Genomic DNA, 12,780 nt, shown 5'->3' with positions numbered 1-12,780 from the left:
ATATACGTTCAGCGCTTACGGCGCAGCCTGCCCCGAGGGAGCTAAAATTTTGCGCAAAAAGTGCCGCGTTCGCTCATCTTTGGGCGCAGTGAATAACGTTTCAGGCGGACCTTGTTCAACGATACCGCCGTCGTCCATGAACACCACGCGGTCGGCGACTTCTCTAGCGAACTGCATTTCGTGGGTCACGACGATCATCGTTTGGCGCTCAACCGCCAGCTGCTTCATCAGACTCAACACTTCCTCTACCCACTGCGGGTCGAGGGACGAGGTAGGCTCATCAAACAGAATCACATCGGCATTGGCCGCCATGGCCCGGCCAATGCCTACCCGCTGCTGCTGGCCGCCGGAAAGCGAAGCCGGGTAAGCATCTGCTTTATCAGCTAGGCCGATTCGCTCTAGAATTTCCCTGGCCCGCGCATACGCCTTCGCTTTGGGCAGCTTATCCACCACGATCATGCCTTCGCTGATGTTCTCAAGCGCGGTTTTATTCGCAAACAGGCCGTAGCTCTGAAACACGAATGCCGTACGACGGCGCAGGGCAAGAATATCTGCCCGGCTGGCGCGCTGGGTATCGATACTCAGGTCACCCACCTGCAGGCGACCTGAGTCCGGCCGTTCAAGGAAGTTAATACAGCGCAGTAGCGTTGACTTACCGGTACCCGAAGGGCCAATGATCACGATAATCTCGCCTTGCGAAAGACTTAAATCGACATCTTGAAACACCGTATGGGCGCCAAAGCGCTTAGTAATGCCTTGCAGCGAAATCATCGTTGGTAGGCCTTATTCAGATACGTCTCTAAACGGCGCTGCCCCCAGGAAAGCACTTCCACCACCGCCCAATAGATAAGCGCCACTAGCAAGAACGCCTCTAAATACAAAAAGCTGCCCGCCGCCTCTTTTTGCGTCGCGCCCATCAGCTCAGTGACACCCAGTGTAAACGCCAGCGAGGTCGCTTTAATCATATCGATGAAGTAGTTCATCAGCGTGGGAGTGGCTACGCGGGTGGCCTGCGGCAAAATAATCCGCCGCATCAGCTGCGGCTGGGTCATGCCAATAGAAAGCGCCGCTTCGGTTTGGCTGCGGTCTATTCCCACAATCGCGGCACGAATGGACTCGGCCATGTAAGCAGAAAAGTGTAGCGTGATTCCCAATACCGCCGCCGTTACGCCATTAATCGACACCAACGCTTCAACCAACTGAGGCAGGCCGTAGTAGAACAAAAACAGCTGAACGAGCAGCGGCGTACCGCGGAAAAACGAGATAAACAGCATTGAAAACCCGTTTAGCACCGGCACTTTTGACACGCGCACGACCGCCAGCAGGCATGCCAAAATCAGCGCAAAGAACATTGCGATGGTCGCCATTTGAAGGGTGAGCGGCAAATAGCGCAGCAGAACCGGCAGCAGCCCCCACATATATTCAAGGTTAAGCATGATAGTTAAACGTATCAATAAACATATAAGTAAACATCGCTACTTCGCTGATAAGCAAACGGCCGTGGCAATGCCACGGCCGCGTTCAACAGGTTAGGCCAAGCGTTACGGCTGAGTGATATCCGTATCAAACCACTTTTCAGATATTTCACGTAGCGCTCCGTTTTCACGCAGTTCTGACAACGCCGCATCAACACGATCACGCTGCTCACGACCCGCTTCGTCATCGCGGAACGGCAGCGCGTTTTCGATAGTGGTAAACGGCTGGCCCGCCAGCATCAGCGGCAAACCGCGCTCGCTAATGACCTGCGATGCACTCACACGATCCATCACGAAGGCATCAACACGGCCCAAGGCCACATCCTGTTCAACGTTAGACTCGTAGGTGCGAATGTCGATTTCATCGGCATTGGGCTGTTCGCGCAGCAGCTGCTCGTAGTTAGAGCCTAGGTTCACCGCGACACTTTTGCCGGATAAATCTTCAACGCCTTCAATGGCGTCATTGCCCGCCTTCACAACCACCTGTGCCCCGTCATACACATAGGGCGCGGTAAATACGTACTTGGCTTCACGTTCAGGGGTAATGGTGATCTGGTTGGCAATCGTATCGATACGCCCAGACTCCAACATGCCCGCCAAGCCAGAGAAGCTTGCAGTAACGAACTCAATGTCGTCACCGGAAAGCTCACCCACCGCGTTCATGACATCAACCTCAAAGCCTTTAAGCTCGTCTTGCTCAACGTAGGTGAACGGGAAATAGCCCCCGGACATGCCCACGCGCAGCGTATCAGCCTGGGCTGAAGCGGCAAACAAACCACCTGCAAGGCTAAGCGAGAGTGCCGCAAGGGTAAGACTAAACTGGCGAGTTAACCGCATAACGTTGCTTCCTTACTTAAGTGGTAAAAGGCTAATGAAGATTATCTTACTCGCTCAAACAAAAACGAACAAAGGAATATTAAATCTTCTTTTTATTCTTTTTATGAATATAGTGCCCGACGCGACCTTATCAAACGACTCTCTCACAATAGCGGCTGATAGCAGGCCCACCGCCGCTAAGCTTTCGCCTTTCCAGCAATCACTATTTTCAATCCCGCAGGTTAAGGTTAGTGAGAGCAAATGCCCTGCTCTTGCCTACTCTGGCCAACGTCTATTCTTTGTCATAGGCCACTCCACAACAGACATTGCCCCGATCTAGACATTGGCCAGACTTAGACCTTGGTCTATAATGCACTGCAACAGGCCCACCTTGGGCTGACTGCAGGAGATCATTTGATGCCTTCACTACTTATGCCTGCCGAGCTAATAAAAGCACCCGTGCCTCTTGCGCATGTACAGCGTAGCCTTCGCCAGTGTTTATCGATTGCCGCCGAGCTGCTCTACGACCATGGCCATGTGTTAGAAACCATTACCCTGCCCCAGCGCGGCTTAGCCCGCCGTGAGCTGCTAGCGCTTAGCGCCGCGGCCCCTACTTGGGCAACCTGCCAACAGGTGATGGAAACCAGCGAAGCCGCTACGTTCAACGAGTATGGCCGCTTTGTACTAACCCACCTTGGCCGCGAGCTGATGTTTGATATGTTTGGGCAAGGCGCCGCTGACTGCGCCTAGCAGCTCGCAGATAGAAACACCTGAACGCAGCGCATAAAAAAAGCCCGTCGGTATAAAACCGGCGGGCTTTTTTGTCATGGTATTAACGCAGACCAAGCATCGAAAGAATGAACAGAACTACCACGATAAGACCGATGATATAGATAATATTACGCATAGGGCGCTCCTTGCTTAGTGCGTTTTAGAGAAAATCAAAGGGTTGCTCACCCTTGAGCTAGCACCCATATCCTAGCAGGCTTTTGACCCTTTTGCGTAATATTGACGCGTTTCGGGGCCCAAAATTTGCTTGTAAGCGTGGCTCCGCATTGACCAGCACAGCGCCTGACCATAAGAGACAGACCACTAAAAAGGATCTGTCCCAACGTTTAATGGCAGATTCGGAACCTCCATCCCGCCTGGTTGCTCAAACCTGTATTCTCTACACCAAAGGTATTGCAATGCGCGTTCATGTTTTGCCGATTTCGCTCGCCGTTATGTGGTTATTTCCTACCTTTAGTGCCGCCGCCAATGAACCTTCCGCCAATGCTCTTCAGGCGCTTGATCAGCAGGCCGCTGCACTGAACCGCGTGCATAACGTCGTGGTGGCTTACGAAGGCGATATTGTCCATGAGCTTCACCAAGATGGGCCGGGCGTGGCCTCGCCTGCCAACATTAAATCGCTATCTAAAACGGTGCTTGCGGCCATTACCAGTGCGGCGATTGAGGCGGGCGTTATCGAATCCGTTGAGCAGCCAATCGTTGAGCTGTTTGGCGAACATCTTCCTAACGGCCTTGACCCACGGGTTAACGAGATCAGCGTGGCGCATTTGCTTGCCCAGCAGGCTGGGCTAGAGAGCACATCGGGAAGCAACTATAGCGCCTGGGTCGCTAGCCCCAACTGGGTGAACGATGCGATCACACGCCCGTTCGTTGATGAACCCGGCGGGCAAATGCTCTATTCAACCGGCACCAGCCACTTACTTTCAGCAGCCCTCACCCATGCCAGCGGCGAGACCACTCATGCCCTTGCTCAGCGCTTGCTGGGTGATCCACTCAATATCGATATTCGCCCCTGGTTACGTGATCCGCAGGGCATCTATTTTGGCGGCAACGATATGCAGCTTTCACCGCGGGCGCTGATTGAGATAGGTGAGCTATATCGCAACGACGGCATCGTATTAGATGAAAGCGGCAATGCACAGCGCGTACTGCCTGAAGGGTGGGTTGCTGCATCGTGGCTGCCGCGCGGCTCGTCCCCCTGGACCGGTGACGGCTATGGCTTCGGTTGGTTTATTACCCAGCTGGCAGGAGAAGACGTGTACTACGGGCGCGGCTACGGCGGCCAAGCGCTCTACGTAATTCCCGAACGGGAGATGACCGTGGTAATTACCTCAGACCCCAACCCACCCTCGCCGGGCGGGAAGTTTCAGCAGCAGTTGAATAGGCTGATCGAGACTCTTTTATCACCGCTATAAATGTTAATGGCTTTCTTCCGCCAATAGCTTGGTGCGAATAAAATCGCTGTGGCTAACGTACAGTAAGGCTGCCAAGCGGCGAATCCGATGCTCTTCTAACGGGTCAACGCTGCCGTCAACCCAAGCTAGCTGCCACATAAGCGCGACCAGCTCGCAGCGCTGGTCGTAGTTATAGTGCTCTTTAATCAGGCTGACAAACTGGTAATGATCAACGGCCTCTTCCACCTGCGCTTCGGCCATCGTCATCAGCTCTTCTGCGGCGCTTTCGCTTAACCGATAGCGAGTCAACAGCATAGTGCGCAGGGTGGCCAACTCTTCATCGGTGGTGTTGTAGTCCGCGCGCACGATTTCACACAGCAGTGCCGCCGTGGCTAGCTCCAGCGTTAGGCTGTGATTTTCACGCTGCTCTGGCTGCGCTAGGGTGCGCTGGAAAAAATCACTAATGGCATTCAGCATGGGTGTTCTCCTGGATAGCAACAGGGCCTTTTTGCCTTAATCCTGCTTGGTAAGTTGCTCTCTTAACTGCTTGGGCACTTGCTTGATGATCAAGCGGTCTTGAGCGGCGTCGTATTCAATGCTGGAACCCAGAAGGTGCGAGTCAAAGCTGATTGAAACGCCTCCCGAGCGGCCGGTAAAGCGCCGGAACTGGCTTAAGGTGCGCTTATCGGGCGGAATCTCCGGCGAGAGCCCGTAATCGGCGTTGCGGATATGCTCGTAAAACGCTTTCGGCTGCTGCTCATTGACGAGCCCTGAGAGTTCTTCAAGCGTCATCGGTTCCCCGCGGCGCAGCTGCTCGTTGGCGTAGTCCACCAGCGTATCGGTTTTTTCACGGCTGACTTCTTCATCGAAATCTTCTTTTTCGACGTAGTCGCTAAACGCCTTAAGCAGCGTGCGCGTTTCAGCCGGAGAATCTATGCCTTCCTCCATGCCTAGCAACGCGATCAAGCCTTCAGCCAGTTTTTTACCGCCACGGTCTTTCAAGAACGAGACGTACTGCGCGTTGGGCGCATCGCTTTGCCACTGGGTAAGGTTAATGCGCGCAGCTAGCGTGAGCTGGCTAGTATTGAGCTGTGCGGCAGGCACTGCGTGATGCTGAGGATTAATGCCAATGCCTTCGCGCTGGTGCACTAACGCAACAAGCAGAGTTTCCGTATCGCCCTGGCGCTGATGGCTGACCACTAAATAGCCACTGACTGACAGCTGCTCTTGAAGCTGCTTGGCCAGCCGCTCAGCTAATGAAACGGAAAGCTCAGCAAAGCTTTTCTCGCCGGCTAAGTAGTCGCGCAGCCACATGGCCAGCGGCCCCGCCTGCTCGCCCTCTTCCGCGAAGCGCCCCCAGCCCTTGGGCTTGGTGTTGTAGGTGTCATTGAGCGCACCTACCAGGCTCGTCATCACCGGATCGTCACCGGGCTCTGAAGCATTCGGCTCTGAAGTACCCGGCGCGGCGGTCAAGGTTAAGCGCTCACCGTCTAGCGTCGGGTCAAGGCGGTGCACAATACTTTGCAGTAGCGGCATAGGGGTTTATCAGTGTCCAAGGGTTAAAAGTTGGCTCAAGGCTTGAGGCGATAGCCGGTGCGGAACATCCAGCTAATAGTGGCCAGGCAAACCGTTAGAAATAGCGCAATCATGCCCACGCTAGCCGCAAGGCTTACGTCGCTAATGCCGTAAAAGCTCCAGCGAAAGCCGCTCACCAAGTACACCACGGGGTTGGCTAGGGTGACGGTTTGCCAAAACGGCGGCAGCATATCGATAGAGTAAAAACTGCCCCCAAGAAATGTCAGCGGCGTGATGACTAATAGCGGCACAAGCTGCAGCCGGTCAAAACCGTCGGCCCAAATACCGATAATAAAACCGAGCAGACTAAAGGTGACGGCCGTAAGCACTAAAAAGCTCAGCATCCAAAACGGATGGGCGATTTCTAGCGGCACGAAAAAGTTTGAGGTGGCTAAAATTATCAGCCCCAGCAGAATCGATTTCGAGGCCGCCGCCCCTACGTAGCCAATCACAATTTCAAGGTGCGAAATAGGCGCTGAAAGCAGCTCGTAAATACTGCCGGAAAACTTGGGAAAAAATATCCCAAACGACGCGTTGGAAACACTTTGCGTCAGTAGCATCAGCATAATCAGCCCCGGCACAATAAACGCCCCGTAGCTGACCCCGTTGATTTCACTGATGCGCGAGCCAATCGCGGCGCCAAACACCACAAAATATAGCGAGGTGGAGATGACGGGCGAAACGATACTTTGCAGCAAGGTGCGACGCGTACGGGCCATTTCCGCCATGTAAATGGCGCGAACGGGATGAAGGTTCATGCGCGCTCCTTAACTAAATCGACGAAAATATCTTCAAGCGAGCTTTGCCGGGTGTTGAGGTCTTTAAAGGCCACCCCTTCCCGCTCCAAGGCGCTCAGCAGCTCTGACATGCCGCGCCCGTCTTCTTCTTGGCGACCGTCGTAGGTATAAATAAGCTCATGGCCTTCTGCTGCCAAACTTAGCTCGAAGCGCTGTAGAGCAGCGGGCACCTCGGTAAGCGGCGTTTGTAGATTAAGCGTTAGTTGCTTGCTGCCTAGCTTACTCATCAATACCGCTTTCTCTTCAACCAGCACAATCTCGCCATGATTGATGACCCCGATACGGTCGGCCATCTCTTCGGCTTCTTCGATATAGTGCGTGGTTAAAATAATGGTGACACCGTTGTCACGCAGTTGGCGCACGACTTCCCACATCTCGCGGCGCAGCTCAACATCAACGCCAGCGGTGGGCTCATCTAGAAACAGAATGCGCGGCTCATGCGAAAGCGCTTTAGCAATTAGCACCCGGCGCTTCATGCCGCCTGACAGCGTCATTAGCCGGTTGTGGCGTTTATCCCACAGCGCCAGCGATTTCAGCACTTTTTCGATATGCGCAGGGTTGGGTGGCTTGCCAAACAGGCCTCGGCTGAAACTGACCGTGTTCCACACCGTTTCAAACGCTTCGTTGGTGAGCTCTTGAGGTACCAGCCCGATGCGTTCGCGGGCTTGGCGGTACTGGCTGACGTTATCAAAACCGTCGATGGTGACGTGGCCAGCGGTCGGATTGACCAAGCCACATACCACGCTAATCAGGGTTGTTTTGCCCGCCCCGTTGGGGCCAAGCAGGGCAAATATTTCGCCGCGCTGAATCGTTAAATCGACACGGGTTAACGCCTGAAAGCCACCTTCATAGGTTTTGTTCAGGCCGTTAATGGTAATAATTGGGTCGTTCAAGGCGTACTCCTCACGCCGCGCCCTCAAAGGGTCGCGGCGCTTGACGGCCTTCAGGCAAACGTTGCTGACATTAGCTGCGGCTGGTGATTTCTAACAGGTGGTAACCGAACTGTGTTTTGACCGGGCCGTGGACTTGGCCTACTTCGTCGTTGAAGACGACTTTGTCGAACTCAGGCACCATTTGACCGGGGCCGAAGGTGCCCAGATCGCCACCTTGGCGGCTAGAAGGGCAGCTAGAATGCTGCTTGGCGACGTCAGCAAAATCGCTGCCGCTCTCAATTTCTTTCTTAAGTGCTAGGCACTGTTCTTCACTGCTGACCAAAATGTGGCGGGCGCTGGCGCGTGACATAAATTGCTCCTAAAGTGGTTTTTTCGTCGCCGTTTTGATGCCGACGGAAACGAGGACGCACTAGTTTATCATGGCCTGCCAAGAGCACCACTGCGGCGTAACGCTTCACCCACACTTGCCATCGCCCGCTCATGAGTGCTTAAGGCCGCAGGGCCGCGCATACAGCTAACAATCACCCAGGGGCCATCGGCGCTAATATCGGCCTGTTCGCGCTGGGCAATGCCCGCATCGCAGCTGCGCTGCTGCTGAGTACCGGTTTTATGCGCGAAGTTAATGCCTTCACCCAAGCCCGCCTTGAGGCGCTGCTTGCCGGAACTCGTTCGCCGCATCACCTCTAATAGCGCTTGGCGCTGCTCGGCATCTAGATTGTCCGGGCCGTCCTGCTCTTGTGAAAGACCTTGCTGCGTGCCGTACAGGCTCGCCAGTAAATCCCCGTAAGCACTCAGCGTACCGACATTTTCGCCCATGGCTTCGTAGGCATCAAAGGCGTGGTCGTAATCCGGCTGCGCGAAGGTGTCGGTGCTTACCCCAAGCGCGCGGGCTAGCGCTTTTGGGCGCTGACTTACCGCGTGTTGACGCAGCGCCATGAAGTCCATGCCGCCCAGCGCGCGGGCATCGGGGTGCAGCTGGCCATAAATGCCTTGGCGCACACCGACTAGCTTAGTAATAGGGCCGATTGCAGAGGGATCACCACCGCTTGCCGCGATCATCCTTCGCGCACGCGCATTAACCGCCGCCAGCCCTACCCGGTCAATCAGCATATCGGTGGCGGTGTTATCACTGACGGTAATCATTTGCTCCATCAAGTAGCGAATAGAAATCGGCGTGCCGGGGTCGTGCCAATTAGTGGGGCCTGCGCCATCGACAAAGTCGCTGCGCGCAAGCGTTAAGCGCTCATCTAACGTCAGCGTGCCTGCTTGGCGCTCTGCCAGCACCTGGGCCGCTACCGGCACCTTGATCAGCGAGGCCAAATACCAAGGGGCATCAGCATGCCAAGAGTAGGCTTCGCCAGTGGCCAGGTTCTGTACATAAACGCCTAGCTGGCCGCCAAACACACCTTCGATGGCCTGCAGTCGAGCAGTTAAATCGCCCTGCCAGGTGCTGCGCTTATCTACCTCGTAGTACCAATTGGTCTCGTACCCATTAGTATCGTACTCATTGGTCTCGTCAGCCTGTGCAGAGGCAGGCAGTACGTTGAGAAGAGCTACGATGGGAAGAGCTACGATGAGAAGCGCTAGCGCTATCAGCCCACGCCGTATCCAGTGTCGCAAATGCGTTACCTCTTAATGCTTTATGTGAAAATCAGCGGTGAGCGGCCATCCAACGGGTCACCCAAATCCATGCGGCGGCACCGATTATCAACAGCCCGCCAATACCGAGCGCCTGTGGATAGCTGTAAAGGCCCTCGCCTTGCAATAGAAAACGCAGCACCAAGAAAATCATCACAATGTGGAAAATAAACGTCTTCAGCGCGTCTGTGCCAATCACAGTCAGCGGCATTAACACCTTGGCGGCACGGGCGCCCCCGGCCAGTGCAAGGGCTAACAGCACCAGCGCACCGCCTAAGCTAAACAGCATAAACTCAAGCCCAGGCGGATGCTTGCCAACATTATTAGCCACCGCCAGCATGGCCGCGTGCACATCGCCGCTCGCCAATGCTAAGGCATAAAATCCGCCGACCATGAGCGCCCCAAGCCCCAGCAGCGTAAGCACTAAGCGGCGCCGTGCGGCGGGTTCAAAGTAGCAGCGTAGCAGCGACTCACCAATAAGCAGCCCAACTAAAATCAACGGTGCACGACTAATCTGCCCCCATGCGTAGTGGTTTTCGTGGTCGACCAGCAGCGCTTTCAGAATATCGTTACCACCGAAGGTCAGGCTCTGCAGCCACACCGTTAGCGCGATGAAGACACCAATCGTGGCGAGTCGGCTCCACAGCGGTGCCCGCGCCCATAGCGGCAACATCAGTGGCACCCACAGCAGCGCGATAGCGTAAAAGCCTAAGATTTCCGTCCATATCGCGAAGCGCCCGTAGAGCAAGGCATCCACGATATCGCCGGGGGGATAGAACGGCAGCATTTCAATCACGAGCAGCGCTTTGTACCAGAACCATACTTCCACGCCGCGCAGACAAAGCTTGAGCCTGCGCTTGGGCCAATCATCGCTTTGAGTATGCGACAAAAATGCCACGGCCAAGGCAATACCGAAGACTAAAATAAACAGCGAGGAAGAAAACTTTGTCAAAAAATGGATCGGCACCATGCCCCAGTCCGGCACATTGCGTATGCCGACTAGCCCACTGACCGCGTGACTCATAATCATCAAGCCAATCGCCAGGCCACGCGCCAAATCAATGGCCTGTATACGGCCCTCTGCTTTGGGCAATTGAGGTATTTGCGACCATGTCAGCTGCATCGAGACATCCTTGTAGAGGAGCAATGCACCACTATATCGTGCGCCTTAGTTGATCGTCTTAACGTTGATGACCTTAACGTTGATGGCCTTAAATGGTCAGGCACAAAAATGCCCCGCAATGAACGGGGCATTTTGTGGCTCATCCTTGAACCCGAGAAAAGTTATTCCTTAAAGATTGCAATTACCACCCGGAATCGCCCTGCTGATCGTCAGTGGTGGGTGCTTCTTGCTCCTCTTCCTCTTCTTCGAAAGTGAATTCTTCCTCTTCCTCTTCATACTCCGTTCCTACGTCCTGGCCTTGCTCTTGCTCAGTGTCGTAAGAGTTGTAGGTACCTTGATCGTCTTGCATGGTTTCTTCTTGCGGCGTCGGTTCTTGCTCTGTGCCACTACCTTCCATTTGTGCAAAGGCGAGAGGGCTAGCCATCAGGCCAAACGATACACCTAGGATGCCAAGCTTCTTGAGAGAATCCTTCTTCATCATGATACTGCCTCCTAATAACGTTACTTCTTAAACCGCAATACGAGAATCATAGAGTGGTTTAAAGGTTAAGAACGTCAGGCCTCTTGCCTGCTCCGTTCTTACCTCTATCATTGCACCCCCCGTGCCAGTTACTGGCAATCATTAATAAAAATCATTACCAAACAGTATCTTATAGTTCTAATATTCATGCCAACCATTTGTTTTTATTAATAAAAATTAATTTTTTATTGCCTATAATTGGCACATGCTCCTTAACGGTACAGCCAAACGGGGCAATGTAAGCCTGCTATGTTTAATTGCCCCGCCTGCATCTACCGTTTACTCATAGGTCATCTCTTCAAGCTCTTTACCGCGTGTTTCTTTGACGAAGAGAACAACGAAGAACACCGATGCCACGGCACTGATCGCATAAAAACCGTAAGCACCGAACAGCCCGACGGAAGCCAGCATGATAGGAAATGTCATGGTAATACCGAAGTTGGCTAACCATTGGAAAAGCCCTGCAATCGCCAGACCCGAACCGCGCATCTGATTGGGGAACATCTCGCCCAGCATTACCCACATCACCGGCCCCCAGGAAGCATTGAAAAACAGCACGTAAAGGTTGGCCGCAACGAGCGCAAACACACCCATGTCATCTGATAAGCGCAGACTGCCATCCACCATTGTTGCGGTAGAGAAAGCATAGGAGAGGCAAGCCAGTGTTATTGTCATTCCCACGGAGCCGCCCCATAGCAGAGGCTTTCTGCCGATTTTGTCGATCAGCGCAATCGCCAAGAGGCAGGCGGCAATACTGACGGCCCCCGAAATCACATTAATCAGCAGCGCATCGCTTTCTGAAAAGCCAACTGACTGCCACAGCACGGCACCGTAATAGAACACTACGTTTATACCGACTAACTGCTGGAAAACCGCTAACCCAATGCCCACCCACACGATGCCATGCACCTTCCCCGTGGTGCGGTTAAGCACATCGCTTAAACGCGGTTTATGATCACGATTCAGTGTGGCATTAACCTCCTGTATTTTGGGTTCAATTTCTTCCTCAGGCATCACCAAGCCAAGTACGCGGCGTGCCTCAGTGTCTTTGCCCGTGCTGATTAAATAACGTGGGCTTTCGGGAATAAACAATAACGCCACTAGGAAGATGGATGCAGGGATTAGCTCAATCCAGAACATCCAGCGCCACGTCGCAAAACCAAACCACAGTTCAGTCATTGCTGAGCCAGAAACGTACGCCAGCACATAATTACTCAGAAACGCCACAAACAGGCCTGAAATAATCGCCACTTGCTGGATAGTAGCTAACCGACCGCGATAAGCAGAAGGTGCCACTTCACTAATGTAGGCTGGCGTCATGACACTGGCTGCACCTACCGCAATACCACCAAGAATACGGTACAGCACAAACTCCATAGAGCTGCCGGAAATACCCGACCCCCAGGCGCTGACCAGAAAAAATACTGCGGCCACAATAAGCAATGTGCGCCGCCCAAAACGGTCCGCCAAGCGACCGGCAAAGAAAGCCCCTATGGCACACCCCAACAGCATAGAGGCAACATTAAAGCCCGTACCCGCGCTATCGGAGTTAAAAGAAGCCTGCAAGCCATCAACCGTACCGTTGATGACGCCACTGTCGAAACCGAAAAGAAAACCACCGATGGCGGCAATGCAACATATCACCAGGATATAAGATGAGCGGCTTAGCGTTCGCTGTTGAGTCATACCTGAAGCTCCTTGTACTTATTATTTAACGTTTGTTTTTGCGTATTTTTTTCGGACCACGCAGCGATACGCAA

Annotated in this window: 14 protein-coding genes; 2 read left to right on the top strand and 12 right to left on the bottom strand. The window is 53.8% G+C overall.

Going from position 1 to position 12,780, the window contains the following annotated elements; genetic code table 11:
* Positions 1-15: 15 nt before the first annotated feature.
* The 3 genes from CIK78_RS05205 to CIK78_RS05195 form a co-directional block, all read right to left on the bottom strand.
* The gene (locus CIK78_RS05205; protein ID WP_096277891.1) at positions 16-771 is read right to left on the bottom strand and encodes an amino acid ABC transporter ATP-binding protein; all 756 of its coding nucleotides are present in this window, start codon (positions 769-771) and stop codon (positions 16-18) included.
* Entirely contained in the window at positions 768-1,436 is a 669-nt protein-coding gene (locus CIK78_RS05200) for an amino acid ABC transporter permease (protein ID WP_096277889.1), read from the bottom strand. Before CIK78_RS05200 ends, CIK78_RS05205 begins: the two co-directional genes overlap by 4 nt.
* A gap of 105 nt (positions 1,437-1,541) precedes the next feature.
* The gene (locus CIK78_RS05195) at positions 1,542-2,312 is read right to left on the bottom strand and encodes an amino acid ABC transporter substrate-binding protein (protein WP_096277887.1); all 771 of its coding nucleotides are present in this window, start codon (positions 2,310-2,312) and stop codon (positions 1,542-1,544) included.
* Between the two features lie 396 nt (positions 2,313-2,708).
* On the opposite strand from CIK78_RS05195, the gene CIK78_RS05185 reads away from it, so the two are divergent.
* Together CIK78_RS05185 and CIK78_RS05180 are read left to right on the top strand one after the other, a co-directional pair.
* Entirely contained in the window at positions 2,709-3,041 is a 333-nt protein-coding gene (locus CIK78_RS05185) for a hypothetical protein (RefSeq protein WP_096277882.1), read from the top strand.
* A gap of 437 nt (positions 3,042-3,478) precedes the next feature.
* Positions 3,479-4,495, top strand: a complete 1,017-nt coding sequence (locus CIK78_RS05180) for a serine hydrolase (protein ID WP_096282271.1) — start codon at positions 3,479-3,481, stop codon at positions 4,493-4,495.
* Between the two features lie 3 nt (positions 4,496-4,498).
* Here CIK78_RS05180 and CIK78_RS05175 read toward each other — a convergent pair whose 3' ends face one another.
* From CIK78_RS05175 to CIK78_RS05135, 9 genes are all read right to left on the bottom strand, one after another.
* Positions 4,499-4,951 (bottom strand): TerB family tellurite resistance protein, encoded by a 453-nt coding sequence (locus tag CIK78_RS05175; RefSeq protein ID WP_096277880.1) that lies wholly within the window; start codon positions 4,949-4,951, stop codon positions 4,499-4,501.
* A 36-nt stretch (positions 4,952-4,987) separates the two neighbouring features.
* Positions 4,988-6,010: a nucleoid-associated protein gene (locus tag CIK78_RS05170; RefSeq protein WP_096277877.1), complete on the bottom strand. Its 1,023-nt coding sequence runs from the start codon at positions 6,008-6,010 to the stop codon at positions 4,988-4,990.
* Between the two features lie 35 nt (positions 6,011-6,045).
* Entirely contained in the window at positions 6,046-6,807 is a 762-nt protein-coding gene (locus tag CIK78_RS05165; protein ID WP_096277875.1) for an ABC transporter permease, read from the bottom strand.
* Positions 6,804-7,739, bottom strand: coding sequence for an ABC transporter ATP-binding protein (locus CIK78_RS05160; protein WP_096277873.1), 936 nt, complete (start codon positions 7,737-7,739; stop codon positions 6,804-6,806). The genes CIK78_RS05165 and CIK78_RS05160 overlap by 4 nt, the downstream gene beginning before the upstream one ends.
* A gap of 70 nt (positions 7,740-7,809) precedes the next feature.
* Positions 7,810-8,088, bottom strand: coding sequence for a peptidylprolyl isomerase (locus CIK78_RS05155; RefSeq protein WP_096277871.1), 279 nt, complete (start codon positions 8,086-8,088; stop codon positions 7,810-7,812).
* A gap of 68 nt (positions 8,089-8,156) precedes the next feature.
* Complete coding sequence (locus tag CIK78_RS05150) at positions 8,157-9,359, bottom strand: serine hydrolase (RefSeq protein WP_225734153.1); 1,203 nt, start codon at positions 9,357-9,359, stop codon at positions 8,157-8,159.
* A 31-nt stretch (positions 9,360-9,390) separates the two neighbouring features.
* Entirely contained in the window at positions 9,391-10,500 is a 1,110-nt protein-coding gene (locus CIK78_RS05145) for a heparan-alpha-glucosaminide N-acetyltransferase domain-containing protein (protein WP_096277869.1), read from the bottom strand.
* A 181-nt stretch (positions 10,501-10,681) separates the two neighbouring features.
* Positions 10,682-10,981 carry a hypothetical protein gene (locus CIK78_RS05140; protein ID WP_096277867.1) on the bottom strand — a complete coding sequence of 100 codons (300 nt, stop codon included), beginning with the start codon at positions 10,979-10,981 and terminating at the stop codon, positions 10,682-10,684.
* 318 nt (positions 10,982-11,299) lie between these two features.
* The gene (locus CIK78_RS05135; protein WP_096277865.1) at positions 11,300-12,706 is read right to left on the bottom strand and encodes a sugar porter family MFS transporter; all 1,407 of its coding nucleotides are present in this window, start codon (positions 12,704-12,706) and stop codon (positions 11,300-11,302) included.
* Between the last annotated feature and the right edge of the window lie 74 nt (positions 12,707-12,780).

The sequence above is a fragment of the Halomonas sp. JB37 genome, assembly GCF_002332255.1.
GTDB classification, from domain to species: domain Bacteria; phylum Pseudomonadota; class Gammaproteobacteria; order Pseudomonadales; family Halomonadaceae; genus Vreelandella; species Vreelandella casei.
Note: the sequence above shows the minus strand (reverse complement) of the source record. Positions and strands in the feature narration are given on the sequence as shown.